The sequence below is a fragment of the Streptomyces sp. NBC_00996 genome (genome assembly GCF_045162675.1).
GTDB lineage: Bacteria > Actinomycetota > Actinomycetes > Streptomycetales > Streptomycetaceae > Streptomyces.
Window position 1 is genome coordinate 6,903,153 of record NZ_CP108723.1, and the last position, 19,394, is coordinate 6,922,546.

17 protein-coding genes and 1 pseudogene are annotated in these 19,394 nt (G+C 69.5%); 13 read left to right on the forward strand and 5 right to left on the reverse strand.

Annotated elements, in window-relative coordinates; all coding sequences use genetic code 11:
- Positions 1-8: 8 nt before the first annotated feature.
- Both OG390_RS32460 and OG390_RS32465 read left to right on the forward strand, forming a co-directional pair.
- The gene (locus tag OG390_RS32460) at positions 9-947 is read left to right on the forward strand and encodes an N-acetylneuraminate synthase family protein (RefSeq protein WP_399076830.1); all 939 of its coding nucleotides are present in this window, start codon (positions 9-11) and stop codon (positions 945-947) included.
- 38 nt (positions 948-985) lie between these two features.
- Positions 986-2,173, forward strand: coding sequence for a hypothetical protein (locus OG390_RS32465; protein ID WP_406172932.1), 1,188 nt, complete (start codon positions 986-988; stop codon positions 2,171-2,173).
- Between the two features lie 247 nt (positions 2,174-2,420).
- Here OG390_RS32465 and OG390_RS32470 read toward each other — a convergent pair whose 3' ends face one another.
- Positions 2,421-2,615 carry a DUF397 domain-containing protein gene (locus tag OG390_RS32470; protein WP_406172933.1) on the reverse strand — a complete coding sequence of 65 codons (195 nt, stop codon included), beginning with the start codon at positions 2,613-2,615 and terminating at the stop codon, positions 2,421-2,423.
- A 13-nt stretch (positions 2,616-2,628) separates the two neighbouring features.
- The gene (locus OG390_RS32475; protein ID WP_406172934.1) at positions 2,629-3,483 is read right to left on the reverse strand and encodes a helix-turn-helix domain-containing protein; all 855 of its coding nucleotides are present in this window, start codon (positions 3,481-3,483) and stop codon (positions 2,629-2,631) included.
- 237 nt (positions 3,484-3,720) lie between these two features.
- On the opposite strand from OG390_RS32475, the gene OG390_RS32480 reads away from it, so the two are divergent.
- The gene (locus OG390_RS32480) at positions 3,721-4,209 is read left to right on the forward strand and encodes an ATP-binding protein (protein WP_406172935.1); all 489 of its coding nucleotides are present in this window, start codon (positions 3,721-3,723) and stop codon (positions 4,207-4,209) included.
- A 110-nt stretch (positions 4,210-4,319) separates the two neighbouring features.
- The gene (locus tag OG390_RS32485; RefSeq protein WP_406177973.1) at positions 4,320-4,952 is read left to right on the forward strand and encodes a Uma2 family endonuclease; all 633 of its coding nucleotides are present in this window, start codon (positions 4,320-4,322) and stop codon (positions 4,950-4,952) included.
- A 62-nt stretch (positions 4,953-5,014) separates the two neighbouring features.
- Here the strand turns inward: OG390_RS32485 and OG390_RS32490 are convergent, their stop codons facing one another.
- Positions 5,015-5,239 (reverse strand): hypothetical protein, encoded by a 225-nt coding sequence (locus OG390_RS32490; RefSeq protein WP_406172936.1) that lies wholly within the window; start codon positions 5,237-5,239, stop codon positions 5,015-5,017.
- A gap of 812 nt (positions 5,240-6,051) precedes the next feature.
- Between OG390_RS32490 and OG390_RS32495 the strand changes: the two genes are divergently transcribed.
- From OG390_RS32495 to OG390_RS32535, 9 genes and pseudogenes are all read left to right on the forward strand, one after another.
- Positions 6,052-7,272, forward strand: coding sequence for a M20 family metallopeptidase (locus OG390_RS32495; RefSeq protein WP_406177975.1), 1,221 nt, complete (start codon positions 6,052-6,054; stop codon positions 7,270-7,272).
- A gap of 343 nt (positions 7,273-7,615) precedes the next feature.
- A complete protein-coding gene (locus tag OG390_RS32500; protein WP_406172937.1) occupies positions 7,616-8,644 on the forward strand; it encodes a BMP family protein in 1,029 nt (342 codons plus the stop codon).
- A 636-nt stretch (positions 8,645-9,280) separates the two neighbouring features.
- Positions 9,281-10,333, forward strand: a complete 1,053-nt coding sequence (locus tag OG390_RS32505; protein ID WP_406172938.1) for a BMP family protein — start codon at positions 9,281-9,283, stop codon at positions 10,331-10,333.
- Between the two features lie 251 nt (positions 10,334-10,584).
- Positions 10,585-12,246: an ABC transporter ATP-binding protein gene (locus OG390_RS32510; RefSeq protein WP_406177977.1), complete on the forward strand. Its 1,662-nt coding sequence runs from the start codon at positions 10,585-10,587 to the stop codon at positions 12,244-12,246.
- Positions 12,243-13,370, forward strand: a complete 1,128-nt coding sequence (locus OG390_RS32515) for an ABC transporter permease (protein ID WP_406172939.1) — start codon at positions 12,243-12,245, stop codon at positions 13,368-13,370. The genes OG390_RS32510 and OG390_RS32515 overlap by 4 nt, the downstream gene beginning before the upstream one ends.
- Positions 13,367-14,629, forward strand: a complete 1,263-nt coding sequence (locus tag OG390_RS32520) for an ABC transporter permease (protein WP_406172940.1) — start codon at positions 13,367-13,369, stop codon at positions 14,627-14,629. The genes OG390_RS32515 and OG390_RS32520 overlap by 4 nt, the downstream gene beginning before the upstream one ends.
- Positions 14,626-15,039 carry a cytidine deaminase gene (locus tag OG390_RS32525; protein ID WP_406172941.1) on the forward strand — a complete coding sequence of 138 codons (414 nt, stop codon included), beginning with the start codon at positions 14,626-14,628 and terminating at the stop codon, positions 15,037-15,039. Before OG390_RS32520 ends, OG390_RS32525 begins: the two co-directional genes overlap by 4 nt.
- Before the next feature lie 66 nt (positions 15,040-15,105).
- Positions 15,106-16,389 carry a thymidine phosphorylase gene (locus OG390_RS32530; RefSeq protein ID WP_406172942.1) on the forward strand — a complete coding sequence of 428 codons (1,284 nt, stop codon included), beginning with the start codon at positions 15,106-15,108 and terminating at the stop codon, positions 16,387-16,389.
- 104 nt (positions 16,390-16,493) lie between these two features.
- A pseudogene (locus OG390_RS32535) lies at positions 16,494-16,733 on the forward strand (STAS domain-containing protein); the annotation flags it as partial.
- A 39-nt stretch (positions 16,734-16,772) separates the two neighbouring features.
- Here OG390_RS32535 and OG390_RS32540 read toward each other — a convergent pair.
- The gene (locus tag OG390_RS32540) at positions 16,773-17,807 is read right to left on the reverse strand and encodes a sigma-70 family RNA polymerase sigma factor (RefSeq protein WP_406172943.1); all 1,035 of its coding nucleotides are present in this window, start codon (positions 17,805-17,807) and stop codon (positions 16,773-16,775) included.
- 264 nt (positions 17,808-18,071) lie between these two features.
- Positions 18,072-19,376, reverse strand: coding sequence for an MFS transporter (locus OG390_RS32545; RefSeq protein WP_406172944.1), 1,305 nt, complete (start codon positions 19,374-19,376; stop codon positions 18,072-18,074).
- Positions 19,377-19,394: the final 18 nt, after the last annotated feature.

Genomic DNA, 19,394 nt, shown 5'->3' on the forward strand with positions numbered 1-19,394 from the left:
TCTCCACCATGAGCACCAACTCCCGTCTGCGCACGTTCGGTTCGAAGACCGCCGGCCCGGGTCACCCCGTCTACGTCGTCGGTGAGATCGGCATCAACCACAACGGCGAGCTCGAGAACGCCTTCAAGCTGATCGACGCGGCCGCCGAGGCCGGCTGCGACGCCGTCAAGTTCCAGAAGCGCACCCCGGAGATCTGCACCCCGCGCGACCAGTGGGACATCGAGCGCGACACACCCTGGGGCCGGATGACGTACATCGACTACCGCCACCGCGTCGAGTTCGGCGAGGACGAGTACCGCCAGATCGACGACTACGCCAAGAGCAAGAACATCGACTGGTTCGCCTCCCCGTGGGACACCGAGGCCGTCGCCTTCCTGGAGAAGTTCGACGTCCCGGCCCACAAGGTCGCGTCCGCGTCCCTGACCGACGACGAGCTGCTGCGCGCCCTGCGCGCCACCGGCCGCACGGTCATCCTCTCCACCGGCATGTCCACCCCGAAGCAGATCCGCCACGCGGTCGAGGTCCTCGGCTCGGACAACATCCTGCTCTGCCACGCCACGTCGACCTACCCGGCGAAGGCCGAGGAGCTCAACCTGCGTGTCATCAACACCCTGCAGGCCGAGTACCCGAACGTCCCGATCGGCTACTCCGGCCACGAGACGGGCCTGCAGACCACGCTCGCCGCGGTCGCCCTCGGCGCCACCTTCGTCGAGCGTCACATCACCCTCGACCGCGCCATGTGGGGCTCGGACCAGGCCGCCTCGGTCGAGCCGCAGGGCCTGACCCGCCTCGTCCGCGACATCCGCACCATCGAGGCCTCCCTCGGCGACGGTGTCAAGAAGGTCTACGAGTCCGAGCTCGGCCCCATGAAGAAGCTGCGCCGCGTCACGGGCGTCGTCGCCGAGGCGGAGATCGCCGCGGCCGCGGGCGAGCCGGTCGCGGTCTGACGGCCCTGATTTTCTTACGACGGGACGGTCGTACGACGATGAGCCCCCGCGCCGGTTCCGCCGGCTCCCACACTCTCGCCTTCGTCGAGAGTCCGGTACAGCTCCTGAACGTGCTGGAGTGGGCGCACGCGCATGCCCACAGCACCACGGCGCCCGGCGCGGGGCCCTCCGAGGCGACCGGGCCGGTGTCCGGCGTGGGGGCCTTGGGGATGGCCGGGCCGGTGTCCGGCGTGGGGGCCTCCGGGGTGGCCGGGCCGGTGTCCGGCGCGGGGCTCACCCTCGTCGTCCTCTCTCCCAACGACCCGATGACCCGCGGTCAGCTGCGCCGCATGGCGGAACTGGCCCGCGACGAGGGCCACCAGGTCCGCTGGGAGGAGGCGCGCGGCGGCACCACGGCCCCCTTCCACACGATCGGCGGCCTGGCCCCGCTGCTCCGCAAAGCCAAGCGCATCGTCATGGGAGACCCCTTCTCCCGTTACGTACAGCTGTTGCTGACGATCACCCGCGCCCGCGACCTGGTCGTGGTCGACGACGGCACCGCGACGATGGAGTTCGTCGCCCAACTCGCCCGCGGCGAGCGCCTGGTGCGCTGGCACCGGCGCGGTGGCCGTCCGGGCGCCCGTGACGTGATCTTCGCCCCGGTGTCGGCCTCGGCGCGCCGCCGGCTGACCCCGAACGACCGCCGCACGGTCGAGGTCTTCTCCTCCATGCCGATCGACTCGGCCCCGGACGGCGTCCGCATCACCGTCAACGACTTCTCCTGGACCCGCGCCCGCTTCGGCCCGCCCCGCATCACCAAGGGTGCGGACCTGGTCGGCACGTCCCTGGTCGAGACGGGTGTGGTCGACCCGGACCGCTACCTGACGGCGGTGCGGAGCCTCGCCACGACGCACGGCGCGACCCGCTACTTCGCCCACCGCCGCGAGAGCACCGACAAGCTGCACCGCCTGGCCGTCGAGACGGGCCTCGAAATAGTCCGCCCCGATCTCCCCCTCGAACTGATCGCCCGCCGCGGCCCCATCGGCCGTACGATCCTGAGCTTCCCCTCGACGGTCGTCCACACCCTCCCGCTGGCCCTGGCCGGCACCGAGGTCCGCGTCGCCGTCTGCGACATCGACCCGACCTGGCTGACCGAACACGCCTCACCGCGGGCGCAGGGGTTCTTGTCGGGAGTTACGGGGACGGCGAGGGATGTGCATCGGTTGTCGGCGGTGAGTGCGGTTTAAGTCCGCCTTGATCAGTTCGGCGAGCGCCGACACGGCGCCTTCCAGTGCGAGGTTCCGGGATCCTCAGCGCACCGGCTCGGCGGCCTTTTCCTTGGTCGGCAATGTGCGCATGGTGCGAAGCGGCGACAGGAAGCCAGGGAGGATGCTCAGCGTCATGCCGGTCGCACCGATCCACAATGTGACTGCCGCTCCGAACACAGAGCCCCAGGCTCCACCAGGGTCAAAACTTGGTGTCGAGCTGTGTGCCTTACCCGTCTCGCTGCACGATCTGCCCCTTGACTGCGGCTATGAGGCTCCGCAGCGGGCTGTGACTGGTCGTGAGGGCCACTCCCGGGTCGTCGCTCTCGCGGAGGCGGATCGTTCCGTCGGGGGCGGTGGCGAGGTTGATGCAGGAGGAGGCCTCCTGGCTGTACGTCGACTTTTGCCAGTCAAGTTCGGGCATGGCGGTGGGCTTCCTACAGGTCTTGGATGAGTTGGGCGATGAAGTCTCGGGACTTGGCCGGGGTGAGGGCGGCGCTCTCCATGCGGTCCAGGACCAGGCGGTAGCGCTCCAACTGGGCGGGGGAGTCGATGAGTTCGCCTCCGTGGTCGGTGTCGATCTGGACGGCGTCTAGCTGCCGCACCGGACCGTAGAAGTAGTCGACTCCCTGGCCTGATGTGTGGAACGGGCCGCTGTCGAAGGGGACGACGGCCAGGGTGATGTGGTCGAGGTCGGTCACCTCGATGAGGTGGGCCAGCTGGTCCCGGGCGGTGGCCAGGTCTCCGAAGCGCATGCGCAGGGCCGCTTCGTGGATGACCGCCGTGTAGGGCGGGGGCTGGTCGCGGTGGAGCACAGCCTGACGCTTCACCCGGTGGGACACTCGATGCTCGATCTCGTGAGGCTTGAGCTGCGGGACGGTCTGCTCGAAAAGCGCCCGTGCGTGGGCGGTGGTCTGGAGCAGACCGGGGATGTTGATGATCTGGGCGACGCGCATCCGCGTCGCGTGGTGCTCCAGCTCGGTCAGGTCCAGCATGCGCGGCGAGAGGATGTCGCGGTACTCCTCCCACCAGCCGCGTCGACGCTCGCCGGTCATCGATGCGAGGGCGTCGACGAGTGCGCTGTCGGTGCAGTCGTAGTGGTCTGCGAGGGCGCGTACACGGTCACCGCTCACTCCGTAGCGCCCTGCCTCGATATTGCTGATGCGGGACTGAGGAACGCCCAGCAGCCCAGCCGCCTTGGTGACGCTCAAGTCGGCTCGCTCGCGTAGTCGGCGCAGTTCAGTGCCGAGGCGTCGACGACGCACCGTCGGCAGGGAACTCGGCTCGGGCATCGGCTGCTTCTCCTCGTCCGCGCAAATGTTGCAGAGGTACCCCACACGAGGGAATAAGGTCTGCTTTCCCTGTGAAACATGGAATGCAGACCATGCTACGCCCTACGGTGTTACTCGCCTCGCTCAACTGCCTTGCCCCGTAAGCCGGAAGCGCACCGCGTGCCCGATGCGCACGGCATGCCACCGCCGGGTCGAAGTGGAGAAGAGCGAACCGGACTCCGCCCCCAAGGAGGCGACATGGTCACCGTATCCCCGCCGCACACCTGGTCGTACGCCCTTCACCTGCCCCATGACCCCCGCGCCCCGCGCATCGCCCGCATGACCCTGCGCGCAGTGCTCCCGGCGTACGGCTTGGGGGAACTCCTCGACGCAGCCGAGCTGTTGACGTCCGAACTGGTCACCAACGCCTACCTGCACACTCCCGGCCCCGCCGCCCTCCGGCTGCGCGCCCTCGGTGGTGAAGACGCCCCCGGCGTACGCGTCAGCGTGTGGGACACCGACCCGCACATTCCGGAACCCTTCGAGAAGCCTCCTGGCCGACGCCGCCCCCCGCGCTCGGTGCCGGACCAGGCCGACGGCGGTCGCGGGCTGGTCCTCGTACGGCAGTGGGCGGACAACTGGGGGGCCTTCCCGCTCGGGGACGACCTCTTCGGGCGGGGCGGAAAGCTGCTGTGGTTCGAGTTGAGAGCCGCGCCTGCCCGAGAAGCGCTCGGACTGTCACTGTGAGTTACCTCGTCTGGGTGGACGGGGTTCGGGGCCGGGCCGGTATCTCTGTCCGGGGCTACCGTGGAGGCAGCGATACGCCCTGCAAGCAGCGGAGGACCGTGGTGAGCATCATGACCGAGCGGCCGATGGCCATAGAGGCGACCACGACAGCCGAAGCGTTCGAGGACATGCTCCGGATCGTCGAGGAACTGGACACACCTGACGGCTACAGGGCCGAGCTCATCCGGGGGAAGATCGTCGTGTCACCGTGGTCGAAGTTGCGCTATCTGCGTCCCATGCGCAGCCTGCGAAAGCAGGTGGAGTCTCACGCGCCGGAAGGGACGGTCACGGAGACCTCGCCCTTCCTCTTCACCTTCCCTTCCGCCGAGCGCGGTTTCGGGCCGGACCTCTTCGTCTCCGACGAGTCCGCCTTCGAAGCTGAAGGTCGGCACGCCGACGGTGCGGCCCTCTCCCTCGTCGCCGAGCTGACCTCCACGTCCACCAAGGACGTCGACTGGCTCGACAAGCTGGACACCTATGGCCGCGTAGTCCCCGTCTACCTCGTCCTGGACATGCAGGCCGAAGACATCACCGCCTTCTGGGACCCGTCCCCGAAGGGGTACCGCTCTCGCGCCACCGTCCCCTTCGGACGGCCGCTCCACGTGCCCGCGCCCTTCGACTTCGACCTGGACACCTCCGGCTTCGTCGCGCCCTCGAAGGAGGTGGTGAAGGGCGAGCAGGACGAGACGGGCGACGCCCGCTGAGGCGCGCTGCTCGCGCTCTTCGTCCTGGGCCGGGCGGCCGAGGGCGGTCCGCCGGCCGGCACCTACGGCTCGTCATCGCGCCAGGTGAAACCCGCGAGCCCCTCGTCCTCGGCAGTCGGGCGTGTCCGCTCGCCCCGCCTCCGCACCAACCAAACGCTCCACCCCAGCGCCCAGCCCGCGAGCATCATCAGGACGAGGCCGGCAAGCACCAGCCCCGCCGTTCCGAGCAGCCCGAACTTCGCCAGCATCCAGGGGATCTGCTCCTCGCCGCATCCGCACGCCTGCATGTGCGCAGGGTGCCCGTCGCGGGCTCGGGACTCACGGTCCGTGTCGCAACAGCCGTGTGGCGGTGATGGTTCCGCGACTGAGGGGGCCCGGCCTCCGGTCGAGGCGTCAGGCCCGTCGGACGTGACTGCCCGGTATGCCTCGGCTGCCTCGACCGCGCCGCTCGACGAGGTGATCGGGGCGCCGGTCAATGACGAGGGCCATGGCGCCGAGCAACTTGGCCGGGCACACCTCCTCCCGTAGGGCGGACAGGGCCAGCGGGAGGACCGCGTTGCGCGCCCTGGAGAATCCGGCCGACGACGAGCCACCCGAGCGAGTGCGTCACGGCGGCCGGGACGGAGCCCACGACCATGACGCCGAGTACGGCGAGCACGGTACCCCGTCTTGCCGGGCTGGTCGCCGAAGCGGCCGAGCAGCGACGTGAAGACGGCGGCGGACAGCAGGGTGGCCGTCGTCCGCTCTCCGCACTGCTGAGCAGACTGCGGCCGTCGATGGAGGCCTCCGCCTGCCCCTCACCGGCCGCCCGTCGGCGCGGCGGGTCCGGACGGGCTGGGCCGAGGGTGAGTCCGTAGTATCGCTTGTGTGTGAGAATCCACGCGGATGCCCGAGTGTCGTGCATCGCGAGACGATCGGGACAGGCTGTGATCAGGCCCCCGCAAGATCCAATCGCCCCGAAAGCTGGGCGAGTTTACCCATCCCCGTAGAAATCTATGCGCCGCGCGGCCAGTTTTCTTCCCCTAACGGGTTGATCTTTTGTTGATCGTGGGTTAGTTGGCCACCTCGTCGCCCTACCCTTCAGAGGGTGAACCATCTGATGTCCCGAGAGTCCGAGGCCGATCTCCCCGGGGACCCGCAGCTCCCCGGTGCGCTGCCCGAGGCACTGCGCGCCGAACTTGTCGCGTTCCGCCGCGACTTGCACATGCACCCGGAGCTCGGCAACCAGGAGTTCCGCACCACGGCGGCGCTGAAGGCGCGCCTGGAGCAGGCGGGCCTGAAGCCGCGCGTCCTCGACACCGGGACCGGCCTCATCTGTGACATCGGCGACTGGGACGGCGTACGGCCCATGCTCGCGCTGCGCGCCGACATCGACGCGCTGCCCATTCCGGACACGAAGACCGAGTGCGCGTACCGGTCGACCGTGCCCGACCGCGCGCACGCCTGCGGCCACGACGTGCACACCACGGTCGTCCTCGGCGCCGGGCTCGTCCTCGCCGAGCTGCACCGCGAGGGGCGGCTGCCCAGGCCCGTACGGCTGATCTTCCAGCCCGCGGAGGAGGTGCTGCCCGGCGGCGCCCCGGACGCGATCGAGTCGGGCGTCCTCGACGGCGTCGGGCAGATCATCGGCGTGCACTGCGACCCGAGGGTGGACGCGGGGCGCATCGGTCTGCGGCACGGCGCCATCACCTCTGCGTGCGACCGGCTCGAAGTCTCACTCGACGGCGCGGGCGGTCACACCGCGCGCCCTCACCTCACCACCGACCTCGTCACCGCCGCCGCCCGCGTCGTGACCGACGTACCCGCTCTCGTCGCCCGGCGGGTCGACGCCCGCAGCGGGCTCGCCGTGACCTGGGGACGGATCGAGTCCGGCCACGCCTGCAACGTCATCCCGCAGCACGCCGAACTCTCCGGGACCGTGCGCTGCCTGGACCTCGACGCCTGGCGGGCCGCGCCCGACCTGGTGCACGCGGCCATCGACGAGATCGCGAACCTGTACCGCGCCAAGTCCGAGATCAACTACATCCGGGGCGTCCCGCCGGTCGTCAACGACCCGGCCGTCACGGAACTCCTCCGCGACGCCATGACCGCCCGGCGCGGGACGCACTCCATCGAGGACACCGAACAGAGCCTCGGCGGCGAGGACTTCTCCTGGTACCTGGAGCACGTGCCCGGCGCGATGGCCCGACTCGGCGTCCGTACGCCGGGCGACCGGACCAGTCGTGACCTGCACCGGGGCGACTTCGACGCGGACGAGTCGGCCATCACGGTCGGGGTCGAGCTGTTCACGGCGGCAGCGCTGCTGGACGCGGCGGACTGACATGGCGGCCGTCGCCGGGAGGGCGGGCAGGCCGAGCGCGCGAGGGGCGTGAGGGGCCGAGAGGATACCGATGGGTGGCTGATTCGATGCCCCCGTTGATACCGTTTCATCCACTTGCGTCACCCGGCCGTAACTGGTGGCGCGCAAACGTAACCCGGTGGCGGCACGGTTCGATAACGGCCACGAGAAACACCGTTCCCCTCCCCTTCTACGCGCGTTACTGTGCGCCGAAATCGCTGCGGTGACGGCGAATTGGGGATGCGGTCCGGCGACGGTGCCGTGGGGATGAAGGGTGCTTGCTGTGCGTCTGATATCTCGGAGGACGAGGTTCTCCCAAGCCGCGGTGACCGTAGCGGTCGTCGCCCTGGCCGCCGCCGGTTGCGGCAGCTCCAGTAAAGACAGCGGAAGCAGTTCCGACGAGTCCGGCAAGTACTCCGGCAAGGGCATCGGTCTCGCGTACGACATCGGCGGCAAGGGCGACCAGTCCTTCAACGACGCCGCGTACGCCGGTTTCCAGAAGGCCGAGAAGGAGTTCAAGATCGGCGGCCGGGACATCGAGCCGCAGGACGGCGAGTCCAACGCCGACAAGGTGCAGCGCCTGGAGCAGCTCGCCAAGGCGGGCTACAACCCGGTGATCGGTGTCGGCTTCGTCTACGCGCCCGCCGTCAAGGAGGTCGCGGCGAAGTACCCGAAGACCACCTTCGGCATCATCGACGACGAGCAGGACAAGGCCGCGAACGTCGCCGACATGGTCTTCCACGAGGAGCAGGCCTCCTACCTGGCGGGCGTCGCCGCAGCCAAGGCGACCAAGAAGAACCACATCGGCTTCATCGGCGGCGTGGACATCCCGCTGATCCACAAGTTCGAGGCCGGTTACGTCCAGGGCGCGCAGTCGGTCAACCCGAAGATCAAGATCGAGAAGCAGTACCTGACCCAGACGGCCCAGGAGGGCGGCTTCTCCAGCCCCGACAAGGGCAAGGACGCCGCGAGCGGCCAGATCGAGGCGGGCGCCGACGTCCTGTACCACGCGGCCGGTCTCTCCGGTCAGGGCGTGATCTCCGAGGCCGCGTCCAAGAAGGTGTGGGCCATCGGCGTCGACTCCGACCAGTACTCGCAGACGGCGCTGGCCAAGTACAAGGACTACATCCTCGGCTCGGCCCTGAAGAACGTCGGCGGCGCGGTCTATGACCTGGTGAAGTCGGTGTACGAGGGCAAGCCCAAGACCGGCGTGGTCCGCGGCGGCCTCGACAACGGTGGTGTCGGCTTCGCGGACACCAACCCGAAGTACAAGGCCATGGCGGACGTCGTCGCCGCCGTCGACAAGGCCAAGCAGGACATCATCGACGGCAAGGTCACCGTCAACACGAAGTGAGTGCCCGAGGGTACGTAGACGATGCGTGAACGCAGGCGGGGGTGAAGCTCGGGCTTCACCCCCGCCTGTGCGTGCCGCGCGCCCACCGCGGTGACCGAGCCCTTGTTCGCCCCCTCCGCCCCTACCCACGTCCCGTATACCTGGGGGCTGCCGCCTCCAGACCCCCGCCGACGCGCTAGTCCTCGAACGCCGGACGGGCTGAGGATCTCCGGCCGGGGCCGAACCGTCGAGCATCGACTCGATCTTTCGGCCCCGGCCGGTGGTGGTTCAGCCCGTCCGGCGTTGGGGGCCAGGGGGGAGCTCTGGTGGGGCTGGGGGCGGAGTCCCCGCCGGGGGTTCAGGGGGGCGGCCCCCCTGGGGGGTCTGGGGCGAAGCCCCAGGAGGAAGGGACGGGTGGGGGCGAAGGGGGCGAAAAACCGGCCTGCCCCGGCCTCGCCCAGGTACCGGCCAGGGCCCGCCCCCGAACACCTCCCTGCCTTCCGCAAGCCCCGTCCCCGCTTCCGTACGTTGTTGTCATTCTGTGGCCACAGCTCGATAACGGACCGGACAGAAGGGGTTTTCCGTCTGGTCTACGCGCGTTACGCTGCGGCGGAACCAGCGCCTGGTTTGGGCGCTTGCACAAAGGAGTCTCGTTCCATGCGCCGGTTGTCCCGTATCGCGGTTGCAGGCGCTGCAACCGCAGCCCTTGCTCTCTCCGTGTCCGCTTGTGGTAGCAGCTCGACCAGTTCTTCCTCCTCCGCCGAGAGCGGCAAGAGCAAGGGCATCGGTCTCGCGTACGACATCGGCGGCAAGGGCGACCAGTCCTTCAACGACGCCGCGTTCGCCGGTCTGGAGAAGGCCGACAAGGCCTTCGGCTACACCAGTTCGGACGTGGAGCCGCAGGAGGGCGAGACGGACGCCGACAAGGTGCAGCGCCTGGAGCAGCTCGCCAAGTCGGGCTACAACCCGGTGATCGGCGTCGGCTTCGTCTACGCGCCGGCCATCAAGGAGGTCGCGGCGAAGTACCCGAAGGTCACCTTCGGCATCATCGACGACGAGCAGGACAAGGCCGCGAACGTCTCCGACATGGTCTTCCACGAGGAGCAGGCCTCCTACCTGGCGGGCGTGGCCGCGGCCAAGGCGACCAAGAAGAACCACATCGGCTTCGTCGGCGGCGTGGATATCCCGCTGATCCACAAGTTCGAGGCCGGTTACGTCCAGGGTGCCAAGTCGGTCAACCCGAAGATCAAGATCGAGAAGCAGTACCTGACCCAGACGCCTCAGGAGGGCGGCTTCGCCAGCCCGGACAAGGGCAAGGCTGCCGCCGACGGCCAGATCGACGCCGGTGCCGATGTCATCTACGCCGCTGCGGGCCTGTCCGGCCAGGGCGTCATCCAGTCCGCCAACGCGCACAAGGTGTGGGCCATCGGTGTGGACTCGGACCAGTACAAGCAGGACGCGCTGTCGAAGTACAAGGACTCCATCCTGACCTCCGCCACCAAGGATGTCGCCGGCGCGGTCTACAACCTCGCCAAGTCGGTGCACGACGGCACGCCCAAGACCGGCGTCGTCCGCGCCAGCCTCGCCACCGGCGGTGTCGGCCTGGCCGACTCGAACCCGGTGTTCAAGAACAACGCCGACCTGCAGGCCGCGCTGAAGAAGGCCGAGGCGGGCATCAAGGACGGCTCGATCACGGTCAAGACCTCCTGAACGCGACCATGACGCCGGCCATGGTCAAGACGTCGTCACCAGGTGATAGCCAGACGTCGAAACCATGGCCAAGGGCAACGCTGTAATGGCAGCGTTACGGCCACGGAACGGGGTGCGGGAAGGATGACCGGCCCGCGCCCCGTTCGCGCGGCAGAATGCTCGGAGCGGATCGAGTGCGATCAGGTCCGGGCACTATTTAAAGCAGGGGCGCTACGCGCGTAGATAGGCCCCTTTTCCAAGGAGAGTGCGCCATCGACGCGTCCAGCAGCCCTCCGCTCACCGCGCAGTCGACCGCGGTCGAGCTGGCGAGGATCACCAAGCGCTTCCCCGGTGTGGTGGCCAACCACGACATCCACCTCAGTGTCCGGAAAGGCACCGTCCACGCCCTCGTCGGTGAGAACGGCGCCGGCAAGTCGACGCTGATGAAGATCCTCTACGGCATGCAGAAGCCGGACGAGGGCACCATCGCCGTCGACGGCGAGCAGGTCACCTTCTCGTCGCCCGCCGACGCCATCGCGCGCGGCATCGGCATGGTCCACCAGCACTTCATGCTGGCCGACAACCTGACGGTGCTCGAGAACGTGGTGCTCGGCAGCGAGAAGCTGTACGGCATCGGTGGCGCCGCCCGTAAGAAGATCAAGGAGATCTCCGACCGCTACGGGCTGAACGTCCGCCCGGACGTCCTGGTCGAGGACCTCGGTGTCGCCGACCGCCAGCGCGTGGAGATCCTCAAGGTCCTCTACCGCGGCGCCCGCACCCTGATCCTGGACGAGCCCACCGCCGTACTCGTGCCGCAGGAGGTCGACGCACTCTTCGACAACCTGCGCGAGCTCAAGTCCGAGGGCCTGTCCGTCATCTTCATCTCGCACAAGCTGGGCGAGGTGCTGTCGGTCGCCGACGAGATCACGGTCATCCGCCGGGGTACCACGGTGGGTACGGCCGTCCCCTCCAAGACCACGCCGCGTCAGCTCGCCGAGATGATGGTCGGCAGCGAACTGCCCACCCCGGAGACCGCCGAGTCGACCGTCACGGACAAGCCCGTGATCGAGGTCGAGGCCCTCACCGTCTACGCGAGGGGCAGCGCCTCGCTCGGCGAGCTCGCCGAGCCGAGCGCCACCGGTCTGCTCACCCAGGACACGGCCGAGACCGCCGACGCGGTCAAGCGCGTCCTCGACGACGTCACCTTCACCATCCACGCGGGCGAGGTCATGGGCATCGCCGGTGTCGAGGGCAACGGCCAGACCGAGCTGATCGACGCGCTGATCGGCCTCAAGAACGCCGACTCCGGCGCCATCCGCTTCCTGGGCGACGACATCACGTCCTGGTCCACGCGTAAGCGTCGCGAGGACGGCATCGGCTACATCCCCGAGGACCGCCACCGCCACGGCCTGCTCCTGGAAGCCCCGCTCTGGGAGAACCGCATCCTCGGCCACGTCACCGAGAAGCCCAACGCGAAGGGCGTCTGGCTCGACATCAAGGGTGCCCAGGCGGACACACGCCGGATCGTCGAGGAGTACGACGTCCGCACGCCCGGCATCGACGTCACCGCCGCCTCCCTGTCCGGCGGCAACCAGCAGAAGCTGATCGTCGGGCGCGAGATGAGCCACAACCCGAAGTTCCTGATCGCCGCCCACCCCACCCGCGGTGTGGACGTCGGCGCGCAGGCCGCGATCTGGGACCAGATCCGCGAGGCCCGCCGCGAGGGGCTGGCCGTCCTGCTGATCTCCGCGGACCTGGACGAGCTGATCGGCCTGTCCGACACCCTGCGGGTGATCTACAACGGCAGGCTCGCGGCGGACGCCGACCCGGCGACCGTCACTCCGGAGGAGCTCGGCTCGGCCATGACCGGCGCCGCCTCCGGACACCTGGAGCACGTAGAGGAAAGCGCCGCCCCGGAGGACGAGGCCCGATGAAGAAGTTCGACAAGGAGCGGGTGCTCCTCGCGGTGGCCGGCCCGGTCATCGCACTCGTCGCGGCGATCGCGCTGACCTCGGTCGTGCTGCTCGCCTCGGGCAAGAACCCGTTCGAGCCGTACTCCCTGATGCTCCAGCAGGCGACGTACTCCGACGTCCAGGTGCTGATCATCAACCAGGCGTCGCTGTACTACCTGGCGGCGCTCGCGGTGGCCATCGGCTTCCGCATGAACCTGTTCAACATCGGCGTCGACGGCCAGTACCGCCTCGCCGCGATGATGACCGCGGTGGTCGGCGCGCACCTCGCCCTGCCGTCCTTCCTGCAGATCCCGGTGCTGCTGCTCGTCGGCGTGCTCACCGGTGCCTTCTGGGCCGGTATCGCGGGCGTCCTGAAGGTCACCCGGGGTGTGAGCGAGGTCGTCTCGACGATCATGCTCAACGCGATCGCCACCAGCCTCATCGGCTACCTCACCCTCGACAACATCTGGGGCGTGCAGGTCGGCAACAACAACACCACCGGCGTCATGAAGGAGTCCGGCTGGGTCAAGGGCATCAACCTCGGCGCTGACGTCGGCGAGATCTACGGCCTGGTCTTCCTCGCGATCCTCATGGGCGTCATCTACTGGATCGTCCTCAACCGCACCCGCTTCGGCTTCGACCTGCGCGCCACCGGCGCCTCCGAGACCGCCGCCGCGGCCTCCGGCGTCGACGCCAAGCGCATGGTGCTCACCGCGATGCTGATCTCCGGCGCGGTCGCCGGCCTCTCCGGCCTTCCGCTGCTGCTCGGCGACGCCCACACCTACAGCCTGAGCTTCCCGACCGGACTCGGCTTCACCGGCATCACCATCGCCCTGCTCGGCCGCAACAACCCCGTCGGCATCGCCTTCGCCGCCCTGCTGATCGCCTTCCTCGACAAGGCGTCCCCGGCCCTCGACTACGCGACTCCGGTGGCGTACGAGAAGGAGATCGCCACGATCATGCAGGGCCTGATCGTCTTCGCGGTCGTCATCTCCTACGAGGCCGTACGCGTCTGGGGCCTGCGCCGCCAGCAGAAGCGGGTCGGTGAGGAACTGGCCGCGGCCGCCGCCAACAACAACTCCCCGAAGGAGGTGGCTGCCCGATGAGCACCGCGACCGCCGCCAAGCCGCAGGCGCAGCAGCCCGGCAAGGGCCGCCGCCGTATGTCCCTTCCGGTACTCCTGCTCGTCATCGCGGGCGTACTGATCCTGACCTCGATCGTCCGTCTGATCACCGGCGCGGACGGCATCACCTCCACCGGGCAGATGTCCACGGCGCTGCGCCTCGCGGTGCCGATCGGCCTCGCGGGCCTCGGCGGTCTGTGGGCCGAGCGCGCGGGCGTCGTCAACATCGGCCTCGAAGGCATGATGATCCTCGGCACCTGGTTCGGTGCCTGGGCCGGCTACCAGTGGGGTCCGTGGACCGGTGTCGCCTTCGGCATCATCGGCGGTGCCCTCGGCGCCGTCCTGCACGCCATCGCCACGGTGACCTTCAACGTCAACCACATCGTCTCCGGTGTGGCCATCAACATCCTGGCGCTCGGCACCACTCGCTACCTCTCCAAGTTCACCTTCGAGAACGCGCCGCAGGGCTCCTCCAAGCAGTCCCCGCCGATCGACTCGCTGGGCACCTTCGACATCCCGGGACTGTCCAGCTGGCTGGACACGCTCAACGAGAAACACTGGTTCCTGATCTCGGACATCGCGGGCCTGCTCGGCGGTCTCGTCACCGACCTGTCGCCCCTGACGGTCGTCGCGGTGGCTCTCGTCCCCGCCACCTGGTGGGTGCTGTGGCGCACGGCCTTCGGGCTCCGTCTGCGCTCCTGCGGTGAGAACCCGGTGGCCGCCGAGTCCCTCGGCGTCAACGTGTACAAGTACAAGTACCTCGCCGTGATCATCTCGGGCGGCTTCGCCGGCCTCGGCGGCGCCTTCCTGTCGATCGTCGCGTCCAACGTGTACCTCGACGGCCAGACGGCCGGCCGCGGCTACATCGGTCTCGCCGCGATGATCTTCGGCAACTGGATGCCGGGCGGCCTGGCCCTCGGCGCGGGCCTGTTCGGCTACACCGACAGCCTCAACCTGCGCGGTGGCGGCACCAACGTGCACGCGCTGATCCTGCTCCTCGCGATCCTGCTGGTCTTCGGCGCGGCCTACCTGTTGTGGAAGAAGCGGACGGTCCCCGCGCTGGTCACCGCCGTGGTCTCGGCGGGGATGTTCGTCTGGTACACCGCCACCGACACCATCCCGCAGCAGATCGTGAGCGCCACTCCGTACATCGTGACGCTGCTCGTCCTCTCGCTCTCCGCGCAGCACCTGCGGATGCCGAAGGCGGACGGCCTGCCGTACCGGAAGGGACAGGGCAAGTGACGTCCGCCGACGCGGGTTCAGCGGCCGTCGACTGGGAGGCGCTGCGCGAGGTGGCACGCGCGGCCATGTCCCGCGCCTACGCCCCCTACTCGGGCTACCCGGTCGGCGCCGCGGCCCTCGTCGACGACGGCCGGATCGTCTCCGGCTGCAATGTCGAGAACGCCTCGTACGGGATCAGCCTGTGCGCCGAGTGCGGTCTGGTCTCCCAGCTGCAGAACACCGGGGGCGGCCGCCTGACGCACTTCACCTGCGTCGACGGGCGGGGCGAGATCCTCGTTCCGTGCGGGCGCTGCCGCCAGCTGCTGTACGAGTTCGGCGGGGCCGACCTGCTCCTGGAGACCCCGGCCGGAATCCTGCCGCTCTCCGAGATGCTGCCGCAGGCCTTCGGTCCGGGCCATCTCACCAAGTAATGCCCTGCGGCCCCTCCTGATCGACTGATCCCAGGGAGGGGCCGCTCCTCATTCGGAAGGAAAGCCATGGCCATGGACGCCGTCTCCGTCATCCGCACCAAGCGGGACCGCGCCGAGCTGAGCGACGAGCAGATCGACTGGGTCATCGACGCGTACACCCGCGGCGAGGTCGCCGACTATCAGATGGCCGCCCTCAACATGGCGATCCTGCTCAACGGCATGAACCGCCGTGAGATCGCCCGCTGGACCGCCGCGATGATCGCTTCGGGCGAGCGCATGGACTTCTCGTCCCTGTCCCGCCCGACCGCCGACAAGCACTCCACCGGCGGCGTGGGCGACAAGATCACGCTGCCGCTCGCGCCCCTCGTGGCCGCCTGCGGCGCCGCCGTCCCGCAGCTGTCCGGGCGCGGCCTCGGCCACACCGGCGGCACGCTGGACAAGCTGGAGTCGATCCCGGGCTGGCGCGCGCTGCTGTCCAACGAGGAGATGCTGCACGTCCTCGACACCACGGGTGCGGTGATCTGCGCGGCCGGTGACGGCCTCGCCCCCGCCGACAAGAAGCTGTACGCGCTCCGAGACGTCACCGGCACGGTCGAGGCGATCCCGCTGATCGCCTCCTCGATCATGTCCAAGAAGATCGCCGAGGGCACGGGCTCCCTGGTCCTGGACGTGAAGGTCGGCACCGGCGCCTTCATGAAGACCATCGAGGACGCGCGGGAACTCGCCTCCACGATGGTGGGCCTGGGCACGGACCACGGCGTGAAGACGGTCGCGCTGCTGACGGACATGTCGACGCCGCTCGGTCTGACGGCCGGCAATGCCCTGGAGGTCCGTGAGTCGGTCGAGGTCCTCGCGGGCGGTGGCCCCTCGGACGTCGTCGACCTGACCATCGCGCTGGCGCGCGAGATGCTCGACGCGGCCGGCATCAAGGACGCCGACCCGGCGAAGGCGCTGGCCGACGGCTCCGCGATGGACGTCTGGCGCCGCATGATCGCCGCGCAGGGCGGCGACCCGGACGCCGAGCTGCCCGTCGCGCGCGAGCGGCACGTGGTCAGCGCCCCGGCCTCCGGCGTCCTGACCCGCCTCGACGCGTACGACATCGGTATCGCCGCCTGGCGCCTCGGCGCCGGACGCGCCCGCAAGGAGGACCCGGTGCAGGCCGGGGCGGGCGTCGAACTGCACGCCAAGCCGGGCGACACGGTGACGGCGGGCCGGCCCCTCCTCACCCTGCACACGGACACCCCGGAGCGCTTCGCATACGCGCTCCAGGCGGTCGAGGGTTCCTACGACATCGCGGCCGCGGGCACGGAGTTCGCGCCGACCCCGATCGTGCTGGACCGAATCGCCTGACGCGGGCAGGCCCAGGGGAGGCCGCTGATGGACACGGCCTCCCCTGGGCGAACGGGATCGGTGGACCTGCGCACGACCATCGGTCCCGTTCGGCATGTCCGGCGATGAGTTCTCGGCTCCCGGCCGGTCTACTGACTGTGGACGCCACGACACCCGCCGTACTTGTGCTGCCCGGACCCGTCACCCGTGACGAGGTGCCGCGGCTCTGTGACGACGTGCGGGCGCAGCTGGAGGCGACCGGGGCCGGGGTCGTGGTCTGCGATGTCGCGGGGCTCGGCCCGCCCGGTCTCGCCGTCGTCGACGTACTGGCGAGACTGGAGCTGACCGCGCGTCGGGTCGGGGGCCGGATCCGACTGAGGAACCCGGACCCCGCCCTGCGTGCCCTACTGGACCTGGTCGGCCTCCGCTTCGACACCATCGATTCCGCCGGCTTCATCGAGTCGGAGGGGGAGCCCGAAGAGCGGGAACCAACGGGCGGTGTCCAGGAAGCAGTGGAACCCGGTGATCCGCCCCTTTGAGATCTCCAGCGCCTGCACCGCCCAGGGCGTGTAGCCCTCCGCTTCCGGGTCGGGCTTGTACTGCGCGAAGCCCGGCAGGCCGTTGACCTCGACCGGCACCAGGCGGGAGCCCGCGCATGCGGCGCCCAGCGTCGTCATGAAGCCGGTGATGTCGTCCGTGCCGCGCAGCCACAGATCGAACGGCGGCATCGTCATGATCGCGTCCTCGTGGAGCAGCGCCGTCAGCGCCGTCATGTCGTACCCCTCGAACGCGGCGACATAGCGCTCCAGCAGCTTCTGCTGCTCTTCGTCGAGCGGATCCGAGGTGGCGGCCTCCGCACCGGTGCCGTCGCTCTCGGCGAGGGTGGCGCGGGCCCGCTGCAGCGCGCTGTTGACCGATGCCACGGAGGTGCCGAGCAGCTCGGCGACCTCGCTGGCCTTCCATGCGAGGACCTCGCGCAGGATGAGCACGGCCCGCTGCTTCGGCGGCAGTTGCTGCAGGGCCGCCATGAAGGCGAGGCGCACCGACTCCTTCGCGACCGCCGCCTCGGCCGGGTCGCTGACCGTCGGCAGTACGCGGGCGTCCGGCATCGGCTCCAGCCAGGTGTTGTCCGCGCGGGGGGTGAGCGCCGCCTGGGCCAGCGGCGAGGGGGCGGTGAGATCCATGGGGCGGGCCCTCTTGTTGCCCGCGTTCAGCATGTCGAGGCACACGTTCGTCGCGATCCGGTACAGCCATGACCGCATGGAGGAGCGGCCCTCGAACTTGTCGTAGCTGCGCCAGGCGCGGACCATCGTGTCCTGCACCGCGTCCTCGGCCTCGAAGGAGGAGCCGAGCATCCGGTAGCAGTAACCGGTCAGCTCGACCCGGTGCTTCTCCAGCCGGACGTCCAGGTCTGTCGTCGCCGTACCGTCGCTGCTCATAGCCAACCCACCCCTGTGGCTGCTTTCTGTCCCGCGCGTCGTTGCGCCGGCACTTCGGAAGCTACCGCAGCCCACTGACAATGGCGTGCCGAGCGGGAAAAGGCGCAGGTCGCAGGGGGTTGCGCTGGTGTGTGTTTCGGCCCCCGGACCCGCTGAAAGCGTAGTTCCCCGCACCCCTTCAGGGGCGCGGGGAACTGCGCGAACGGGGTCTGGGGCGGAGCCCCAGGTACGGGACGGGCAGGGGCGGCGGGGGCGAGAACGCCGTCAGTGGGCCAGGGCCGGCTTCCGGCGGGACCGGGCCCGGGCCGCGTGGGAGCCGAAGACCGTGATGGTCACGACGCCGAGGACGGCGAGCAGACCGAGGGTCACCGTGCCGGCCCAACCACCCGCGTGAAAGGCCACAGCCCCCAGCGTGCTGCCGGCACTGGAGCCGACGTAGTAGGCGGACTGGTAGAGGGCCGAGGCCTGGGCCCGGCCACGCACCGCGGTGTGGCTCACCGAAGAGGACGCCACCGCGTGCCCCGCGAAGAAGCCCGCGGTGATCAGGACCAGACCCAGCAGCACGAGCAGAAGCGAGTCGGCCAGGGACAGCAGCAGACCGGCGGTCGTCGTGCCGCCCGCCAGGTAGAGCGAGCCGCGCCGGCCCAGTCGTCCGACGAGCTTGCCCGCCGTGGACGCCGACACCGTACCGACCAGATAGACCAGGAAGATCGAGCCGATGACGCCCTGGGGGAGGGAGAAGGGGGCATCGGTGAGGCGATAGCCGATGACCGTGTAGACCCCGCCGAAGACCATCATGAACAGCGCGCCGATCGCGTACAGCCGGCACAGCAGAGGGTTCGCGAGGTGGTCGCGGACCGTGCGCGCCAGGACGCGCGGCCGCAGCGAGCCCGCAGTGAAGTGCCGGGGCGCCGGGAGCAGCAGCCGGAAGGCGACCGCGCAGGCCACCGCGATGATCCCGATCGTGCCGACGGCCACCCGCCAGCCCCACTCCTGCGCCACCCAGCCGGTGATGACCCGACCGCTCATCCCGCCGACACTGTTGCCCGCCACGAAGAGGCCGATCGCTGTGATCAGGGCCTTGGGGCGGACCTCCTCGGCCAGGTACGCCGTCGCCGACGCCGGAAGTCCGGCGAGGGCAGCGCCCTGCACTGCCCGCAGCACCACCAGCGCGCCGATCGAGGGGGCGAAGGGGACCAGCAGTCCGACCGCCACCGCCACCGTCAGCGACGCCGTCATCAACGTACGCCGCCCGAAACGCTCCGACAGCGCGCTCATGGGGAGCACGAAGAGTGCCAGCGCGCCCGTCGCGGCCGACACCGTCCAGCTCGCCTCGCTCGCTGTGACCCCGAAGTCCGTGGAGACGAGCGGGAGGAGGGCCTGTGTGGAGTAGAGGAGCGCGAAGGTCGCGACACCCGCCAGGAAGAGGGCGAAACTCATCCGGCGGTAGCCGGGCCCGCCCGGGGCCATACGGGAATCGACGGACGAAGGCGCGGACGGCGCGGAAGGGACAGGGGCGGTGGTGGCGGCGTCCACGGTGGCGGACGCCCCGGTACTGGCGGAAGGCATGCTTCGAACCTAAGGACC